Origin of the sequence: Zooshikella sp. RANM57 (genome assembly GCF_050749885.1) — a bacterium.
GTDB lineage: Bacteria > Pseudomonadota > Gammaproteobacteria > Pseudomonadales > Zooshikellaceae > Zooshikella.
Genome location: NZ_JBOIUB010000005.1, coordinates 135,125 through 155,907, shown reverse-complemented (window position 1 = coordinate 155,907; position 20,783 = coordinate 135,125). Strand labels below are relative to the sequence as shown.

Annotated in this window: 11 protein-coding genes; 7 read left to right on the top strand and 4 right to left on the bottom strand. The window is 43.9% G+C overall.

Going from position 1 to position 20,783, the window contains the following annotated elements; translation table 11 throughout:
* Positions 1–18: 18 nt before the first annotated feature.
* Positions 19–8,850, top strand: coding sequence for a calcium-binding protein (locus ACQ96U_RS12460; protein ID WP_431721582.1), 8,832 nt, complete (start codon positions 19–21; stop codon positions 8,848–8,850).
* Between the two features lie 78 nt (positions 8,851–8,928).
* Here the strand turns inward: ACQ96U_RS12460 and ACQ96U_RS12455 are convergent, their stop codons facing one another.
* A complete protein-coding gene (locus ACQ96U_RS12455; protein ID WP_431721581.1) occupies positions 8,929–9,687 on the bottom strand; it encodes a substrate-binding periplasmic protein in 759 nt (252 codons plus the stop codon).
* An 11-nt stretch (positions 9,688–9,698) separates the two neighbouring features.
* Positions 9,699–10,460, bottom strand: a complete 762-nt coding sequence (locus tag ACQ96U_RS12450; RefSeq protein ID WP_431721580.1) for a substrate-binding periplasmic protein — start codon at positions 10,458–10,460, stop codon at positions 9,699–9,701.
* A gap of 304 nt (positions 10,461–10,764) precedes the next feature.
* Between ACQ96U_RS12450 and ACQ96U_RS12445 the strand changes: the two genes are divergently transcribed.
* On the top strand, positions 10,765–11,370 hold the full coding sequence (locus tag ACQ96U_RS12445) for a tRNA-(ms[2]io[6]A)-hydroxylase (RefSeq protein ID WP_431721579.1): 606 nt from the start codon (positions 10,765–10,767) through the stop codon (positions 11,368–11,370).
* 310 nt (positions 11,371–11,680) lie between these two features.
* Here ACQ96U_RS12445 and ACQ96U_RS12440 read toward each other — a convergent pair whose 3' ends face one another.
* Complete coding sequence (locus tag ACQ96U_RS12440; RefSeq protein ID WP_431721578.1) at positions 11,681–12,406, bottom strand: UDP-2,3-diacylglucosamine diphosphatase; 726 nt, start codon at positions 12,404–12,406, stop codon at positions 11,681–11,683.
* A 5-nt stretch (positions 12,407–12,411) separates the two neighbouring features.
* The gene (locus ACQ96U_RS12435) at positions 12,412–12,909 is read right to left on the bottom strand and encodes a peptidylprolyl isomerase (protein WP_431721577.1); all 498 of its coding nucleotides are present in this window, start codon (positions 12,907–12,909) and stop codon (positions 12,412–12,414) included.
* Between the two features lie 394 nt (positions 12,910–13,303).
* On the opposite strand from ACQ96U_RS12435, the gene ACQ96U_RS12430 reads away from it, so the two are divergent.
* From ACQ96U_RS12430 to rsgA, 5 genes are all read left to right on the top strand, one after another.
* Positions 13,304–14,992 carry a glutamine--tRNA ligase/YqeY domain fusion protein gene (locus ACQ96U_RS12430; protein ID WP_431721576.1) on the top strand — a complete coding sequence of 563 codons (1,689 nt, stop codon included), beginning with the start codon at positions 13,304–13,306 and terminating at the stop codon, positions 14,990–14,992.
* Positions 14,993–15,015: 23 nt separating this feature from the next.
* On the top strand, positions 15,016–16,389 hold the full coding sequence (cysS, locus tag ACQ96U_RS12425; protein ID WP_431721780.1) for a cysteine--tRNA ligase: 1,374 nt from the start codon (positions 15,016–15,018) through the stop codon (positions 16,387–16,389).
* A gap of 276 nt (positions 16,390–16,665) precedes the next feature.
* Positions 16,666–18,285, top strand: coding sequence for a methyl-accepting chemotaxis protein (locus tag ACQ96U_RS12420; RefSeq protein ID WP_431721575.1), 1,620 nt, complete (start codon positions 16,666–16,668; stop codon positions 18,283–18,285).
* A gap of 30 nt (positions 18,286–18,315) precedes the next feature.
* Positions 18,316–18,822, top strand: a complete 507-nt coding sequence (locus ACQ96U_RS12415; RefSeq protein ID WP_431721574.1) for a VOC family protein — start codon at positions 18,316–18,318, stop codon at positions 18,820–18,822.
* Between the two features lie 701 nt (positions 18,823–19,523).
* Positions 19,524–20,585, top strand: a complete 1,062-nt coding sequence (gene rsgA / locus ACQ96U_RS12410; protein WP_431721573.1) for a ribosome small subunit-dependent GTPase A — start codon at positions 19,524–19,526, stop codon at positions 20,583–20,585.
* Positions 20,586–20,783 lie beyond the last annotated feature (198 nt).

The following is a 20,783-nucleotide window of genomic DNA, read 5'->3' as shown; positions in this document are numbered from 1 at the left end:
TACTGGGATAGAGAGTCAATGATTTCGGATATTGTAAAAGACTATATTGGTCACAGCACCCAAAAAATGGAAGATTCGTCACTCAGCTTAGGTTATCAGGCTTCATTTGCGGGTGGGGAAAGTGGGCTTTCATTTGGTAAGTATCAAAATGATGTAAGAAAAAATGGTGAGGCTAAAAGTACTTTTAGCGAGATTCTAAAAAAATCAGGAAATTTTACTGAGTCAGAAGTAAACAGTATTGTCTCTAGAGCTGCAGCTAAAGGATCCAAAGGTAGCGACTTTACCAGTACTGAATTACAGAATATTAATAATGCTTTAAGTAGTGCTGATGGTAAAAAACTGGTTGATGCAAGAGATAATAAAGAGCTAAATACAATTACTTCAAGGGTTCAGCAAGCGCTTGATGCCGCAAGTAACAATAAAAATGGACTAGGCGATTTAAAACCAACCTCAGATAATTATCTAAAAACGGTTGCGATGATTGCTGCTTGGATAAACCGCACAGGGGCACCAAACTTACTCTCCAAATATCTCCAGGGGGATAAAGTAAAGCTTGGTGGTAAAGAGCTTGAGCTAAATGGTGCACCTACCTTAGATGGTTTAATAAGCTACTTAAAAAAGAACACTCAATTTAGACCAACATCTGAAGGTGGTAATGCTGAAAATTTTGATAATTGGGAAAAAAGGATAGATAGCGCTGTAAAACATGGGGCAGATAAAACGGGTATTGACCATGACCTTGATAGAGACGGTATTCCTGATAGTAAAGACTTTGATATTGATGGGGATGGTATACCTAATCAAGATGATAATGATATAGATGATGATGGTGCCCCCAATGCTATAGACAATGATTCAGATGGGGATGGTGTACTGGATGAAAATGACACTTCGCCTAATGGTGAATCCAGTGACATTGATAATGATGGTGTTGATAACGTTGATGATAAAGATGTCGATGGCGATGGAATACCTAATGCCATAGATGATGATGTTGATAATGATGGTATTCCAAATACGATAGATGGTGATATTGATGGGGATGGCATTGATAATACAGAAGATCACTCTCCAAATGGAGGAAGCTCAACTGATATAGATAATGATGGTATCCCTAATGATGAAGATGATGATATTGATGGAGATGGGGCTCCAAATTCAATTGATAATGATTCTGATGGTGATGGAATACCCGATGCAGAAGATTCCACACCTTCTGGTGTAGACCCAAATGATTTGGATGGCGATGGTATTCCTAATAATGAAGATGATGATATTGATGGTGATGGTGCTCCAAACTCTATAGATAATGATACGGATGGTGATGGTGTACCTAATTCACAAGATAGTACTCCATCGGGGGAAGAAGATGATGACAGTGATGATGGGGACGATGACGATGATGACCTACCACCGCCGCCACCACCACCTGAGCCTGATCCAACGCCGGCTAGCCCAATAATTTTGGATTTAGATGGTGATGGTGTTGAAACCGTTGGGCTAGAAGAGAACATCTACTTTGACCATGATGGCGATGGTTTTAAAGAACTATCTGGCTTTGTCGGTAAAGATGATGGCTTTCTAGTGAATGATTTAAATAATGATGGCCAAATATCTAGTGGTGCTGAATTATTTGGGAGCAACACATTACTTGCAAATGGTGAAAAAGCCAGCAATGGTTTTGATGCATTAAAACAGTTTGATGAAAACCAGGATGGCATTATTAATAGTGAAGACACGGTCTTTAATAGCCTGAAAATTTACCAGGATGCCAATCAAAATGGTGTGGTAGATGATGGTGAGTTGTATTCTCTAGAAGAAAAAAGTATCAGTGAAATCAACTTAACGTATAAAAACGCTTCCTTTGAAGATAATGCGGGTAATATACATAAGCAAACGGGTACATATAAGACAACCGATGGAGTTGAGTATACTGCTTCCGATGTATGGTTTACTACAAACCGGACTCTAACCCAAGAAGAAAAAGTCAAACTCTCTAATGAAGTTCGTTTGTTACCTAATGCGAAAGGCTATGGAACTGCATACTCTTTACGCCAAGCGATGCAAAGAGATGAAACAGGTAGCCTGAAATCACTTGTTCGCCAGTTCGTGAATGCTAAAACCAGAGATGAACGGATAACGTATGTTACGGATATTATTTTTAAATGGACCCATCAAGAAGGCGAATACCGCAAATATTATCAGTCACCTGTTGATGCAAGAAAGATTGGTGCATTAGAAGCGTTTTATGGTTATAAAGTTGATAAGCCTCGTGGGTCTGGCCAGCAATATGCTGCTATGTATAGAGGGTATTTTGATCATTTAGTTGATACCGTGTATTACCAGCTTTCAGCAAGATCGAACTTGTCTAAGTACTTTACTGCAATCAGCTTTATCTTTGATGAAAAAGATAGTGTCTATAAAGGTAATTATGATGAAGCGGTAAAACTTGTTTTAGCTGATATGGATGCAGATAAGGCTACAGCATATGATTTAGCTCAGGATTTTCTGCAGTCAGTGAGAGGTATCAATCCATACAATCAAATAAATGTTCAACGATTAAAAGACTCGATTGTTAAAGTAGCTGAAAACCAGCAGTTAACTGAAAATATTGATAGAAAAACAGTAAATATTCTACTGGCAGTTGCTACTGGTGCGTCTGATGGTGATGACCAAGTAAATGGTAATAGTCAAAACGATATGCTATTTGGCTTAGATGGTAACGATACTCTATCAGGGCATGCTGGTGACGATGAACTGATTGGTGGGCGAGGAAATGATTATCTGAAGGGTGGCAGCGGTAGTGATATTTATCGCTTTTCAAGAGGATTCGGTAAAGATCGAATAAATAATCATGATACATCAGATGGAAGACAAGATGTTATCGCTTTTGATGAAAGTATTAAGAAAAAAGATGTTGAATTATTGCGGATGGGTGATGATTTAATTATCAAAATTAAAAATACTGATGATCAAATAAGGGTAGAGTCTCACTTTGCTGGTGAAGGAAGTAAAGGGTATAGCATCGACAAGCTGGTGTTTGCTGATGGTACAGCAATGGAAGTAGGGCCAGCTTACATTGAAAATATTAATATTGCGCTGCAAAAAATTACTGAAGCATCGGATGAACTACATGGTACATCAAAAAATGATGAATTAGATGGTCTTGGTGGAGATGATGTCATCTATGGAAAAGATGGCAATGACCAGCTAGCGGGTGGTCAAGGCGATGATAAGCTAGTGGGTGATGCGGGTGATGATCATTTATCCGGTGGCGAAGGTCATGATCGTCTGGAAGGTGGTGATGGTAATGACATTTTGGTTGGTGGTCAGGGAGATGATTATTTAGTCGGAGGAAAAGGTAATGATATCTACCAGTTCAATATTGGTGATGGGTTAGATGTTATTGCAAGTAACTCAAATAAGACAGGTTTAGACGTTATTGAGTTTGGTGAAGGAATTACTAAAGATACCCTTATTTTACAGCGTCAATCGAATGATTTAATTATTCATGTAAATAGTTCGGATGACCAAGTGAGGGTAAAAAATCATTTTAGTTACGGCACAATCAATCAAATAAAATTTAATGACGGCTCTTCAATTGACCAATCTTATATTCAATCTGCTGTACTGAAAGGCTCTTCTTTAGATGATTATATAAAAGGTACTGAGGCTGATGATGTTATCACTGGATTAGCTGGGAACGATAAATTGTATGGTCAGAACGGAAATGACCAACTGGATGGCGGCGCTGGTAATGACAGCCTGAACGGAGGTAAAGGCCAGGATCAGCTGGTGGGCGGTGACGGTAATGATAGCCTGGATGGCAGCCATGGGGATGATGTCCTCACCGGTGGTGCAGGCAATGATTACCTGACTGGTGGTGCGGGTAATGACACTTACCACTTTGGGCGTGGCGATGGCCAGGATCGGATCAATAACTATGACCGTGGCGCTAATCGTGTAGATATCCTGCAACTGGGTGAAGGCATAAGTGCCGATGAAGTGGTCGTGACCCGCAATGGTGATGATCTGTACCTGAAGTTAAACGGCAGCAATGACCTGGTTCGGGTGCAAAACTACTTTAATGGTGAAGGTCAAGGTGGTTATGCGCTAAATACCATCCGTTTTGCTGATGGTACCGAGTGGGATATCCCGACGGTGAAACAGCGAGTGCAAGTCAGTACAGAAGGCGCTGATAAGCTGTATGGCTATAGCACAGATGATCATCTAGCGGGCTTAGGCGGTAATGACACCCTGTACGGTGGCGCAGGCAATGACCGGCTGGAAGGTGGTGCTGGTAGTGACCAACTGCGCGGCCAGGAAGGCAATGATGAACTCCTCGGTGGTGCAGACAACGATAAGTTGTATGGCGATAACGGCGATGACCTACTGGAGGGCGGTGCGGGTGATGACAGCCTAAACGGGGGCAAAGGCCAGGATCAGCTGGTGGGCGGTGACGGCAATGATAGCCTGGATGGTAGCCATGGGGATGATGTCCTCACCGGTGGTGCAGGCAATGATTACCTGACTGGTGGTGCGGGTAATGACACTTACCACTTTGGGCGTGGCGATGGCCAGGATCGGATCAATAACTATGACCGTGGCGCTGGCCGGGTTGACGTGCTGCAACTGGGAGAAGGTATTGGTGCCGATGAAGTGGTCGTGACGCGCAATGGCGATGATTTGTATTTGAAGTTAAACGGCAGCAATGACCTGGTGCGGGTACAGAATTACTTCAATGGTGAAGGTCAAGGTGGTTATGCGCTGAATACCATCCGTTTTGCTGATGGTACCGAGTGGGACATCCCGACGGTGAAACAGCGAGTGCAAATCAGCACGGAAGGGGCTGATAAGTTGTATGGCTATAGCACAGATGATCATCTAGCAGGGTTAGGCGGTAATGACACCCTGTACGGTGGCGCAGGCAATGACCGACTGGAAGGTGGTGCTGGTAGCGATCAACTGCGAGGCCAGGAGGGTAATGATGAACTCCTCGGTGGTGCAGACAACGATAAGTTGTATGGCGATAACGGCGATGACCAACTGGAGGGAGGTGCGGGTGATGACAGCCTAAACGGGGGCAAAGGCCAGGATCAGCTGGTGGGCGGTGACGGCAATGATAGCCTGGATGGTAGCCATGGGGATGATGTGCTCACGGGCGGTGCAGGCAATGACTACCTGACCGGTGGTGCGGGTAATGATACTTACCACTTTGGACGTGGCGATGGCCAGGATCGGATCAATAACTATGACCGTGGCGCTAATCGTGTAGATGTCCTGCAACTGGGTGAAGGCATAAGTGCCGATGAAGTGGTCGTGACCCGCAATGGCGATGATTTGTATTTGAAGTTAAACGGCAGCAATGACCTGGTACGGGTACAGAATTACTTCAATGGTGAAGGTCAAGGTGGCTATGCGCTGAATACCATCCGCTTTGCTGATGGCTCTGAGTGGGATTATAAGGCGGTCAACCAATTAGCTACTGGGGCGACTGAGGGTGCTGATAAGTTGTATGGCACGAGTGGCAACGATGTGCTTTCAGGCTTAGGCGGTAATGACACCCTGTTCGGTGGTGCAGGCAATGACCGACTGGAAGGTGGTGCTGGTAGCGATCAACTGCGAGGCCAGGAGGGTAATGATGAACTCCTCGGTGGTGCAGACAACGATAAGTTGTATGGCGATAACGGCGATGACCAACTGGAGGGTGGTGCGGGTGATGACAGCCTAAACGGGGGCAAAGGCCAGGATCAGCTGGTCGGTGGTGACGGCAATGATAGCCTGGATGGCAGCCATGGGGATGATGTGCTCACCGGTGGTGCAGGCAATGATTACCTGACCGGTGGTGCCGGTAATGACACCTACCACTTTGGTCGGGGCGATGGCCAGGATCGGATCAATAACTATGATCGTGGTGATGGTCGGGTTGACGTGCTGCAGCTAGGTGACGGTATTGGTGCCGATGAAGTGGTCGTGACGCGTAATGGCGATGATTTGTATCTGAAGCTAAACGGCAGCAATGACCTGGTGCGGGTGCAAAATTACTTCAATGGTGAAGGTCAAGGTGGTTATGCGCTAAATACCATCCGTTTTGCTGATGGTACCGAGTGGGATATCCCGACGGTGAAACAGCGAGTGCAAGTCAGTACAGAAGGCGCTGATAAGCTGTATGGCTATAGCACCGATGACCACTTAGCGGGCTTAGGCGGTAATGACACCCTGTTCGGTGGTGCAGGCAATGACCGACTGGAAGGTGGTGCTGGTAGCGATCAACTGCGAGGCCAGGAGGGTAATGATGAACTCCTCGGTGGTGCAGACAACGATAAGTTGTATGGCGATAACGGCGATGACCAACTGGAGGGTGGTGCGGGTGATGACAGCCTAAACGGGGGCAAAGGCCAGGATCAGCTGGTCGGTGGAGAGGGTAATGATAGCCTGGATGGCAGCCATGGGGATGATGTGCTCACCGGTGGTGCAGGCAATGATTACCTGACCGGTGGTGCCGGTAATGACACCTACCACTTTGGTCGGGGCGATGGCCAGGATCGAATCAATAACTATGATCGTGGTGATGGTCGGGTTGACGTGCTGCAGCTAGGTGACGGCATTGGTGCCGACGACGTGATTGTGACCCGCAACGGTGATGATCTGTATCTGAAGTTAAAGGGCAGCAATGACCTGGTGCGGGTGCAAAATTACTTCAATGGTGAAGGTCAAGGTGGCTATGCGCTGAATGCCATCCGCTTTGCTGATGGTACCGAGTGGGATTATAAGGCGGTCAACCAGTTAGCTACTGGGGCAACAGAGGGCGCTGATAAGTTGTATGGCACGAGTGGTAATGATGTGCTTTCAGGCTTAGGCGGTAATGACACCCTGTACGGTGGCGCAGGCAATGACCGACTAGAAGGTGGTGCCGGTAGCGATCAACTGCGCGGCCAGGAAGGTAATGATGAACTCCTCGGTGGTGCGGACAATGATAAGTTGTATGGCGATAACGGCGATGACCAATTGGATGGCGGTGCGGGTGATGACAGCCTGAACGGAGGTAAAGGCCAGGATCAGCTAGTCGGTGGTGACGGCAATGATAGCCTGGATGGCAGCCATGGGGATGATGTCCTCACCGGTGGTGCAGGCAATGATTACCTGACTGGTGGTGCGGGTAATGATACCTACCACTTTGGGCGTGGTGATGGCCAGGATCGGATCAATAACTATGATCGTGGCGCTAATCGTGTGGATGTCCTGCAGCTGGGAGAAGGTATTGGTGCCGATGAAGTGGTCGTGACGCGTAATGGCGATGATTTGTACCTGAAGTTAAAGGGCAGCAATGACCTGGTACGGGTACAAAATTACTTCAATGGTGAAGGTCAAGGTGGCTATGCGCTAAATACCATCCGTTTTACTGATGGTACCGAGTGGGACATCCCGATGGTGAAACAGCGGGTGCAAATCAGTACGGAAGGGGCTGATAAGCTGTATGGCTATAGCACCGATGACCACTTAGCGGGGTTAGGCGGTAACGACACCCTGTACGGTGGCGCAGGCAATGACCGATTGGAAGGTGGTGCCGGTAGCGATCAACTGCGAGGCCAGGAAGGTAATGATGAACTCCTCGGTGGTGCGGACAATGATAAGTTGTATGGCGATAACGGCGATGACCAATTGGATGGCGGTGCGGGTGATGACAGCCTGAACGGAGGTAAAGGCCAGGATCAGCTAGTCGGTGGTGACGGCAATGATAGCCTGGATGGCAGCCATGGCGATGATGTCCTCACCGGTGGTGCAGGCAATGACTACTTGACTGGTGGTGCGGGTAATGACACTTACCACTTTGGTCGGGGTGATGGCCAGGATCGGATCAATAACTATGACCGTGGCGCTGGCCGGGTTGATGTGCTGCAACTGGGTGAAGGCATAAGTGCCGATGAAGTGGTCGTGACGCGCAATGGTGATGATCTGTACCTGAAGTTAAAGGGCTGCAATGACCTGGTGCGGGTGCAAAACTACTTTAATGGTGAAGGTCAAGGTGGTTATGCGCTAAATACCATCCGCTTTGCTGATGGTACTGAGTGGGATATCCCGACAGTGAAACAGCGAGTGCAAGTTAGTACAGAAGGTGCTGATAAGCTGTATGGCTATAGCACAGATGATCATCTAGCGGGGTTAGGTGGTAATGACACCTTGTATGGTGGTGCAGGCAATGACCGACTGGAAGGTGGTGCGGGTAGCGATCAACTGCGTGGCCAGGACGGTAATGATGAACTCATCGGCGGTGCGGACAACGATAAGTTGTATGGCGACAACGGCGACGATCAACTGGACGGTGGCGCAGGTAATGACAGCCTGAACGGAGGGAAAGGCCAGGATCAGCTAGTCGGTGGTGACGGCAATGATAGCCTGGATGGCAGCCATGGAGATGATGTCCTTATGGGTGGTGCAGGCAATGACTACCTGACCGGTGGTGCGGGTAATGACACCTACCACTTTGGTCGGGGCGATGGCCAGGATCGGATCAATAACAACGACAGAAATAAGGACAGAGTTGATACTTTGAAATTAAACCAGCTATCTAAAAACGATATTTGGTTTAAAAAACAGGGTAATAATTTAGTTGTTGATGTTATTGGTTCTTCGGATCAAACAACTATCCAGAACTGGTTTTCAGGAGAAAATTATCAGCTTGATAGTATTGAGACTGAAAACTCGACGCTTGATTTATCTCAGCTAAATAATCTTGTTCAAGCAATGGCTGCTTTCAATGATTATGAAACTGCAGATGGCAGTTTGACATCCGATGCTCAAGTTGCGATTGCACCTGTGCTAGCAACTGCCTGGCAGTCTAAAAACTAGCAAATAAAAATATGATTAAGTCCAAGGATTGGACTTAATCATAACAAAAGCGGATTATTAGACTGGATAATCAGGAAGTTAATATAAGTGTTCTAAGATCTTATCATATTGGCCACTTTCCTTAAGTTTGGCTAAGCCATCATTAAAATCTTGTAGCAACTTTATGAGCCTTTTACTGTTTAACTTCTTTGAAAATGCGACACATATAGGTGTATTCTGCAATGATTTATTATGGAAAGTTATACGGGAAGCCTGAGGTTCACTGAATTTATGCTTGAGTAAATAAAGACCAACAAGCTTTTCCATAGGAACTAAGTCTGCCCGACCTGCTAGAAACATGCTGAATTTTTGCTCATCGCTATTGGAATAAATAACATTAATTTTTTTTTGTTTTGCTGCAACATCAAATTTATTTCCATAGGTATACTTCTTTGTTGCGATAATGCGTAAGTGTTTTATATCATTTAGATCCATCCAGTCAAATTTAAATGCTTTTAAATGGAAAAATACCTTGGTTGAAAAAGTAACAGGATCGCTAAAGACAAAGTCTTTTTCTCTTTCATCAGTGGGAGCCCAGGCAAGAGAGGCATCAGCTTGACCGCTTGCCGCAACAAAGTAGCTACGTTGCCAAGGGTAATACTTAACATCTATTGAATATCCCATTACTTTAAAAGCTTCAGATGTTAATTTAGTGAAAACGCCGCCATCTTTTAGACTTTGAGAAGTATAAGGAGGCCATTCACCAGAAGTAATGGCTACGGTTTTAAGAGTATTCTCAGCAAAGCAAAAGCTTTTAGAATAAAAACATAGTAAACTAAATATGAGTAATCTGACCATATACTTTGTTTTTAAAATATGCCTTTGTATAAGTCGTTTAGGTAATTATCATATGTTTTAGATTCTTTTAACTCTTTAACACCTTCATTAAATAGTTTTATTAACTCAGCACTCTTTTTATGCTTCTTCGAAATAATGAGGTGTCCTGTGGTTGAACGTAATGGCTTTGAATGGATGGTGAGAGTATCTTTGGCTACAGGTAGTTCAGAAGATATTACTCTCCACCCAGTAATTTCGTCCATAGGGAAAATATCTATTTTTCCTGCTGCAAGTTTTTTAAAGTTACTACTGTCGGAAGCGATAATGTCTGAGTTAATTATTTTTTTATTAACTAAATCCCATAGCTCATCAGTGTAGGTGTAACCTCTTGTAAGACCAAACTTAAAATCTTTTAAGTCTTTAAGTGTATTCCATTCTGGAATGTTTGTTTTCTTTAAATGAAATAAAACTTCTCGGTGTTCTGAAATAGGCACACTAAATAGGTATTCTTTTTCTCTTTCTTTATTGGTAAACGAAAAAGAAACACCATCAAATTTATCATGGCCTTCGATCAATGCGCGTTTCCATGGACGGTACTTAAATTCAACATCATAGCCTTTTCGTTCGAAGGCTGATTTTATCACTCGGTTTACGAAACCGTCATATTTTGCTTTTGAGCTAGTGAAAGGTTCGTATTCAGTTGCGACAATAGTAAGCTTTTCCGCACTGCTAGCTATTGAAGGAATGAGAGAAAAGCATGATAGCATAAATGCAAATATAACGACGATTTTCATGATAATACCTTGAAGTAAATTTTACCCATTAGGTGGTAATGAATAGCTATAACTGTAAAGTAGTCTAGTTCAAATTTTTGATTAGTCAGGAGTTGATTTATGCTGTGTAAATAGTTGAGTTCGTGTTCAGTTTACTTTGTTATATGGTAGATCTTAATTGAAAATTGATTAGATCATGTTGAACAAGATTTTAGCTGTTGTAAGGGGAACTAATCGTTGAGTTAAAAAGAGTATGTGCTTGGTAATTGCTATCCGCTATAATCCGTCACTTTATTGATTGTCTTATAAGAATTTGATTATCGCCATGCAAGCATTACCTGAACTCGATGAATTTTTGTTGTGTGAGACGCCAAAAGAATGGATTGAGGCTGCACTTGATGAGCCAGAAATTCTGCTAATTGATCATGCAAACTGTGAAAAAAAAGCAGCATCAACTGCGTTAAGATTGATGTTCAGGTATCCCGAATATGCTGATTTACAGCATAAAATGTCGCGGTTGGCACGGGAGGAATTGAGGCATTTTGAGCAGGTCTTTGCCATTATGCAGGACAGAAATATCACTTATCAAAAGTTAGGACCTGCACGTTATGCTAGTGCTTTGCGATCAGGCGTGAGAACTCACGAACCGGCTAAGTTCGTGGATATTTTAATCATTGGGGCTTTTATTGAGGCACGTTCTTGTGAACGCTTTGCTGTATTAGCACCTTATTTAGACGAAACATTAAATAAATTTTATTGCTCTCTGCTCAAATCTGAACGTCGTCATTTTCAGGATTACTTACGTTTGGCTATGCAATACAGTGAAGAACCCATTGATGAGCGAATATCTTTTTTTGCTGAAATGGAAAAGGCGCTAATCTTAAGCCCGGATACTGAGTTTCGCTTTCATAGTGGCGTGCCTCAAACCTAGGGCCTGTTAACCACAGCAACCCCACTTTTGCTATATCCCTATCATAAAGAACAACCTGTGGTATTTCGATGTATGACAGTGGTAGATAAAGGCTGGATAACGCACAGCGAACTGTTTGCCGCAAGGATGCGGCAGCCAAGCCTCCAAGGAGGGATTTACGGCGTGTTCGAAGAGTGTTATGCAGACTTTAAATAAAGATGGTTTAGAAAATTAAAAAAAATAGCTCTTACGAATTAAATCCCCCACAAATTAACAAGCTTTGTGAGGGGAGAATAAACAGCTTAATCTGATTTTTTAAAAAGAAAAATGGTTAGAGTGAAAAATCGATCAGGTCGAAACCTACTGACTCATCCCAACGTAACATCCAACCTTTTTTATCCCAGTCACCTAGCACAATGCGTTGCGCAGGCTGTTGGTTGATAGTTAAAGTGTGAATTGCAGGGCGATGGGTATGGCCATGGATAAACCATTGAACATTATGCTCCACCATCCACTTCTCAACTTCTGCTGGGGTGACGTCCATGATTTCATCGGTTTTAGCTTGATTGGCTGCTTGACTTTGTGCTCGGATATTTTCAGCCATCGCAATGCGTTCATTAACTGACAATGAGAGCAGTTTTTGGACGGTGGCTGGATTGCGAATGTATTGGCGAAACGCCATATAGTCTTTATCTGCCGTACAAAGCTGATCACCATGGGATAGTAATACAGGTTGATCACCCAGGAAGATAATACAAGGGTCATTTAATAGTTGAAGACCTGTAAGTGCAGCAAAGTCCTCACCAATCAGAAAGTCACGATTGCCGTGCATAAAATACACGGCAACACCACGATCAACCAGCTGTTTTATTTCACTTGCCACGGTCTGTTGTAAGTCATCCATTGCATCGTCACCCAGCCAAGCATCGAACAGGTCCCCCAAGATATACAGCGACGTCGCTTGAGGCGCTTGTTCCGTTAAAAATCGGCTAAATGCGGTTGTCAGGTCAGGACGCTTTACCTGCAAATGCAAGTCAGAGATAAACAGCACAGACATGGTGATTAGGCTTCTACTAATTCAGCGGATTCAATAATGACTTCTTCAGCAGGTACATCAGCGTGGAAACCAACACTTGTGGTTTTAACACCTTTAATACGATTGACGACGTCCATGCCTTCTACTACTTCACCAAATACAGCATAGCCCCAGCCTTCAATGGTCTTAGAGCGAAAATTTAGGAAGTCATTGTCAGCAACGTTGATAAAAAATTGAGCTGAAGCTGAGTGAGGGTCTTGAGTACGTGCCATGGCTAAGGAACCAATTTTATTTTCCAGGCCATTATCCGCTTCATTTTCGATAGGGGCATTAGTGTCTTTTTCTTGCATACCAGGTGCAAAGCCGCCACCTTGAATCATAAAGTTATCGATAACACGATGGAAAATAGTATTATCGTAATGACCATTTTTTACATAGCTTTCAAAGTTAGCCGCTGTTTTAGGTGCTTTTTCATGGTTGAGTTGGATTTTGATATCGCCAAAGTTGGTGTGCAAAATAACCATGCTATTGCCTTGTTGGGTTATGTTAATTAGATCAATATCTGCTGTGTTTTCCATCTTAACAGTTTACAGGCATGTGCCAGTAACAAGCGTTCGTTAAGTAAGGTGGAAAACCTATACAGTCATCGTTTATCACTGTAGCATGACAGGATAGACTTCAGTTAGGTTTATCACAGCATGAAAAGGGCGCTATAATAGCCTCTTTACCTATTGCTCCGCAAACTACGCCTCCCCATTGGGTTTACACTGGCCTATGCTAATGTGTAGGAATGTATGTAAAAGCATGGCGCTTGCTGAGGTATTTGCTCATAGTGAGCGCGTATCTCTACTCGGTGTCATGTGTCGTATTAGGGGAGGATTATTGTGTATTTATTTGACGGGTTTACAGTAAGCTAGTATGGATCATCAAGAAACAACACGTCCGAATAACTTTATTCAGCAAATTATCAGTGAAGACCTAAAAAATAATAAAAATAATGGTCAGGTTCACACACGATTTCCCCCAGAGCCTAATGGTTTTTTGCATATTGGTCATGCTAAGTCAATTTGTTTGAACTTTACTCTGGCGGAGCAGAATAGTGGCGTCTGTAACTTGCGATTTGATGACACTAACCCAGAGAAAGAAAGCCAGGAGTTTATTGACGCGATTCAAGAAGATATTCGTTGGTTAGGCTTTCAGTGGGAAGGAGAGGTTCGTTACACCTCCAGTTACTTTCAGGCGCTATATGATTATGCCGTTGAACTGATTCAGAAAGGCAAAGCCTATGTCTGCTCGTTAAATGCAGAACAAGCCAGAGAATATCGGGGTACATTAACAGAGCCTGGGAAGAATAGCCCTTATCGAGAGCGTTCTGTTGAGGAAAACCTTGATCTGTTTGAGCGGATGCGCCGTGGTGAATTTGCTGAAGGTGAACATGCACTTCGGGCCAAAATTGATATGGCTTCACCTAACATGAATATGCGTGACCCGATCATTTACCGTATTCGCAAAGTAGATCATCACCAAACGGGTGATGAGTGGTGCGTATACCCAATGTATGATTTTGCTCACGGACTCTCTGATGCGATTGAGGGGATTACACACTCGATTTGTACGCTGGAGTTCGAAGACCACCGTCCGTTGTATGACTGGTTTTTGGACCAGCTGGATGTACCTTGTCATCCACAACAGATTGAGTTTGCACGCCTTAATGTAAATTACACCGTGACCAGTAAACGTAAGTTGAAGCAGCTGGTCGATGAGCAAGTGGTTGATGGCTGGGATGATCCCCGAATGCCCACCATTGCTGGGATGCGCCGCCGGGGTTTTACACCACGCGCTATCCGTAACTTCTGTGAAGCAACGGGTGTGACCAAAAGTGAAGGGGTGGTCGACGTGGGCATGTTAGAGCATGCTTTGCGTGATGACTTAAATAAACATGCACCCAGGGCGATGGGAGTGCTACACCCCTTAAAAGTTGTCATCACCAACTACCCAGAAGATCAGGTTGAGCAGTTAACCGCACCTGTGCACCCACAAGATGAATCGATGGGAACACGGACATTGCCCTTTGCCCGTGAGTTGTTCATTGATGTAGAAGACTTTAAAGAGCAAGCCAACAAAAAATTTAAACGTTTAGTGTTGGGTAAAGAAGTACGCCTTCGGAATGCCTACGTTATTCGCTGTGATGACGTCATTAAAAATCAAGCAGGCGAAATCATTGAGTTACGTTGTAGCTATGACCCTGAAACCCTGGGTAAGGACCCTGAAGGTCGTAAAGTGAAAGGGGTTATCCATTGGGTGAGTGCTGAACATTCATTGTCTGCAGAAGTACGTCTTTATGATCGACTGTTTGATGAAGCAAGCCCAGATAGCAACAAAGAGCGTGACTTTAAAGCGTTCCTTAACAAAAGTTCATTGCAGGTGCTGGCAGAGTGTCGCCTTGAAGCTAGTCTAGCCGAAGCCAAGCCTGGGCAGGCCTACCAGTTTGAGCGGGAAGGGTATTTCTGTCTGGACAGTAAAGAGGGTAGTAAAGATCATCTGGTGTTTAACCGGACCATCACCTTGCGTGATACATGGGCAAAAATTGCGAATGAAGCAGGATAAGAAAAAGGAAAACAGTAGCTGTGTTGAAGATTTATAACACTCTGACCCGAGAAAAGTCTGAGTTTAAACCGTTACAACCACGCAAAGTCAGCATGTATGTTTGTGGCATGACGGTTTACGACTACTGTCACCTGGGCCATGGTCGCGTGTTTGTGGCATTTGATGTCATAGTGCGGTATCTGCGGGCTAAAGGGTATGATGTGAATTATATCCGTAACATCACCGATATTGATGACAAAATTATTCGTCGTGCCCAGGAGGCCAATGAAGACTGGCAGCAATTAGTCCAACGTTTTATTGATGCCATGGATGAAGACTTTGCGGCATTGGGTATTGGTAAACCCAATCTGGAGCCTAAAGCGACAGAACATATTGGTCAGATTATTGCCATGGTGCAAACCTTGATTGATAAAGGTATGGCCTATGCGGCAGATAATGGTGATGTTTACTATGTAGTAGAAAAATTTGCTCACTATGGTCAACTGTCCGGTAAAGTGTTGGACGATCTGCGCTCAGGTGCACGTGTAGAAGTGGATGAGGCCAAGCAAAATCCACTGGATTTTGTATTGTGGAAAGCGGCCAAACCAGGAGAGCCTTCATGGGAATCGCCTTGGGGTAAAGGTCGTCCAGGCTGGCATATAGAGTGTTCAGCGATGTCGACCTGCTGCTTGGGTAATACCTTTGACATTCATGGGGGGGGGCCCGATTTAAAATTCCCTCATCATGAAAATGAAATTGCCCAGTCTGAGGCTGCTACGGGTGAAAAATACGCGAATATCTGGATGCATGCCGGTGCATTGCGGATTAATGATGAAAAGATGTCTAAATCATTAGGTAATTTTTTTACGATTCGTGATGTGTTGGCAGACTTTCCGGCAGAAGTCGTACGTTACTTTTTGCTGGCCAGTCATTATCGCAGTCCAATTAATTACAGCATCGAAAGCTTGAAGGAAGCGGGTGCCAGTCTGGAACGCTTTTACCATGGTTTGCGTGGGCTTACATTACCTAAAGCGCAGGAAAGTGAGTTTAGCGCGCGTTTTTATGGGGCGATGGATGATGACTTTAACACACCAGAAGCGTTAGCCGTGTTGTTTGATATGGTTCGAGAAATCAACCGTAATAAAGCCACTCAACCTGAACAAGCGGCACAGATCGCGGCAGAAATGAAAGCGCTGGGCGATGTTTTAGGCTTGTTACAACAGGACCCTGAAGCGTTCTTTCAGCAACAAACGCAGGATGTTGATCCACAACAGGTGGAAAACTTAATTGAGCAGCGTAATGCAGCACGAAAACAACGTGACTTTGCTAAAGCAGATGAAATTAGAGATCAACTGCTAGCAATGGGTGTCGTATTAGAAGATAGTCGTGAAGGAACAAAATGGCGTGTTGAAAAGTAACCTTTGGTGAAATGAACATGTCGTATTGGTGACAACGTTTATCGAGCTTTAGAAAAACCACAGTTTAGGCTGTGGTTTTTTTTTACCTAAACATTTGGCGTGGAGCAGGGCAATGGCCCTGTGCTGTGGCGTTATGTCCTCAGTCTTACATATACTAAGAGTGAAGTATAAGGCGCTTATTGATTGCTTATTCGCATAACTTGCTGTTTGTTGTCCTATAAGCCATCTCCTACTCTTAACAGTGGTTACTGACAAGGTTTAAAGGAGTAATAAGCAATGGATGTGCGAATAGGAATCGCAGTCAAGCTAACATTTATTTTCTTGCTTTTTGCGCTGACCACCATTGCGCTTCAAGTTTATAGCTATTATCACCAATACCAACAAATGACTTTACAGCGAGCACTACAAGTGAAGACGCTGGTTGAGTCAGTGCATGCTATTTCCAACTATTATTACCAGCAAAGAACTACGCAGGGAGAAGAGCAAGCTAAACAAAATGCATTATCCGCTATTCGAGCGATGCGTTATGGTCAGGGAAACTACTTTTGGATAAATGACACACGTAACCGAATGGTGATGCATCCTTTGAATAGTGAGTTGCAAGGTCAGGATATGAGTAATTTAAAAGATCCTGATGGTATCGCTATGGTGGCTGAGGCAACACGTGTTGCATTGGCGGGAGGAGACTGGTTTGAGTATAAATGGCACCGAGCGGGAGAAGGCGAACAGTTTTTTCCGAAAATATCCTATGCACAGCTTTTTGAACCTTGGGGCTGGGTGATTGGTACAGGTGAATATATTGATGATATTCGTAATGAGTTTTGGTCCAGTGTCCGGGTAAATGGCATTGCCTTTGGTGTGTTATTGGTACTTGTTATGGCGGGTAGCCTGTGGTGGGTACGGCGAATAACACAACCGGTCACTGAAATGGTAAAGGTGATGAAGGCTGTTGAGCAGGGGGATTTGCGTCAACAGATGGCGACTCAAACTCAGGATGAAATTGGCGTGTTGACGGAGTCTTTTAATCGCGTTGTTCGATCATTACAAAAGATGATTGGTTCTCTCTATCAGTCTGTAGAGACGCTACTGACTGAGGCTAATGCACTTCGTCAGGAGTCAAAAGCGACAAGTGATGCCTTATCTGCCCATGATCGAGAGGTAGAGCAGCTGGTAGCTGCCATGCAGGAACTCCAAACGACCGCACAAGATGTGGCTAAAAATGCCAGCTTAACCGCCGATCGCACTTCGCAAGTCGTGAATGCGGTGGGTGGTGGTGAGCAGTATGTTGGTCAATTACAGCAGCATAGCCAAACGTTAGCCCATGAGTTAGTGGATGTGTCCAGTGCTATCAGCCAGCTCGATGAGAATATGCAGAAAATTGCGGAATTTATTCATGAGATTAATGAAATTTCTGCCCAAACAAATTTATTGGCGTTAAATGCCGCGATTGAAGCCGCAAGAGCAGGTGAAAAAGGACGTGGATTCGCGGTGGTGGCCGATGAGGTCAGATCATTGGCATCACGTACCCAGGATTCTACTCAGCTTATTCAGGAATTAATTTCGGGTTTTAAAAACTGTTTGTCGTCTGTGGTGGTGGCCATGAATGACAATCGTCAGCGTTCTGAACAGGGCGTTGAACATGCTGTTCAGACACAAAATGTATTCAATACAGTGGTACAGGATGTTCAGGATGTTGACAGTATGAACACGCAGGTTGCGACAGCCGCTGAAGAGCAGGTAAATGTTATTTCTGAAATGAATAGCAACTTAGAGCGGATTCAGCAGGAGGCATCCACTTCTGCCGAGAATGCCGACAAGGCATTTACCCATAGTGAAAATGTGGATCAACAAGCACTGATGATTCAACAACAGTTGGCGCGTTATCAAATTGGATAACTGTATGAGTCACTCCATTGGGGGTGTTAAATGATGACATCCCATAAGTCAACAACATGCAAGTTACTCTATTGCAGGCAGGAGGCAACCACTGGAAACAGTGTGTTAAAGGGTACTGAGTCATTAACTTATGTTGAAAGTATGAATATCACTGTGGGTGATATTCAGCGTTCAGTTCACTTTTTATTGGTTGCTTTTCCGCATTGGACAATGCGTGCTCGAGGCCAGTATGAGTGGCAGAATATGGCTGTGTATTGGGTGCATGTTGGTGATGGTAGTTGTAATCTGGCCCTACAAAGCCCAGCTATTGAAGTCTACAATCCACAAGATATGAGTGAGCATAATACCTGCCTGGGTTTTGCGGTTAATAGTTTACCAACGTTAAAAAGTCGCTTGGCTTTGGGGGGGTATAGCATTGAATATCAAGTTGAGCGAGCGGCGAACCAAGGTATGCGTGTTTTTTATCGTGATGAAAATAACATCAGCTATGAATTTGTTGAGTATGCAACAAGTGATGTATTAACCCCGGTAGTATAGAAAGGGAAGGTACTTTTTAATATGAGCCGCTTAATGAAGGCACAAAAAAACCTGCAAAATGCAGGTTTTCTATCACCATCCTGGTGGCTATTCCATTGAGCCCATCCCTAGACCCTGATCCTTAGGTCGTCACACAAGCAATGGCTGGAAAGTCCCTGACGCATCCATACGCTTTAGCTCCCTCAAGCTTCATGCTGCCAGCCATCATGGAGAGTAATGATCCATGAATTTCAGAGATGATCAAAGTGATAATTGTTACTATTACGTGTAGGAAATTAGCCATAAAGTACAGCTAGGATTGTCTTAATTTCGTCATATTTTTATTAGGTTATACCTTTAATGGAGGGTATTCATTTAAAAAGGCTTGCTAACCAGAGATACACCACGTAATGTAACAGTCGAAATTTGGCGTTATTAAAAAGCCAGCGTTTTAAGCCCTTTTTTAGTTAATGGAGGATAGACATGAGTGTAATGAAACTGTTCTGGGCTAATGGGTTAAGATGTATCTAAAAGCAACATCAGTGATGTTGTAAGATGTTGTAAATAGTCAGCAGATATAAATAGACAGAAGCCTACATCTGGCAGATAACGCAGGTGTTGTTTTTCTTTTCTAGGTCCATTCCTCCCGTATAGCCCGGTATTTCTAACCGGGGTTTTCCAATGAGAAGCCCTAAAAATCACTTTTGTTAGGCTTTTCTCCTATGTTTATCAATCATTTAACACTTGGTTGGCAACCATTTTTTCAGCAACAATTAACACTTGATGAATTGTCTTCAACGATAGCCGCTCGGGTTATTGCAATCCATCGTTCACATATTCATGTGTTAACGCCAGAGAAGGTATTTTCAATTGATGCTCAGTTATGTGCAAAGTTTCAACCATTGGCGGTGGGTGACTGGTTGTTATTTGATACGACTGAACTACATGATAATGCCAGGCCTTTACGACAGTTGTCTCGTTTATCGCTTATTGCGCGTAAAGCAGTTGGTGAGCAAGTAGGGGTTCAGCCTATTGTGAGCAATGTTGATACATTGTTTATTGTTTCTTCGTGTAATCAGGACTTTAATATTTCACGACTGGAACGTTATTTAGTATTAGCGCTTGAGGCACAAGTAACCCCCATTATTGTGCTGACTAAGTCAGACCAATGTACAGCCGATGATGATTTTGTAGCACAAGCCAGTAGGCTCCATCCTAATCTCATCGTGGAAGTCTGTGATGCCCGTGATATTACCCAGTTACAAGGATTACAAGCCTGGTGTAAACCAGGACAAACGATTGCCTTAGTCGGGTCATCGGGTGTGGGTAAATCAACGTTGATAAACAGTCTTTGTCATCAACAGATTTCAACACAGTCGATTCGTGAGGATGATGCTAAAGGACGCCATACCACAACGGCAAGAACACTTTATGTCATGGATAGTGGTGGGTTGTTAATTGATACACCAGGCATGAGAGAACTTCAGTTACTCCCTAGTGAAGAAGGCGTACAAAATGTATTCGCTGATGTTGAAGCGCTCATTACTACTTGTCGATTTTACAATTGTACGCATGAAAATGAGCCTGGTTGTTCTGTACAACAAGCACTAATGGCTAATCAGCTTGACAGGCGTCGTTGGAAAAATTACCAGAAATTACTGAAGGAACAGCGAAGGAATGCTGAAACGTTAGCGCAACAGCACCAGCGAAATAGGCAATTAGGTAAACTGTACCGTAAAATTAAACAAGAAAAGCAAAGTAGAAAAAATAGCGCTGATGAGTAATTATTAGCTGTAGGTATCGTTTATTTTTTGTAAAAATAATGACGTTAAAACCTAAAAAACCTGCTCTTTGAGCAGGTTTTTTTATAGCGGATAATATTTTGGGCTGTATTTGAAAATATCGGATTAAAAGCCTAGTGGGTGATTCTAATCTGGTTTTATCCATGCTAGGAAAACTGGGTATTACGCTGGGATATGGTC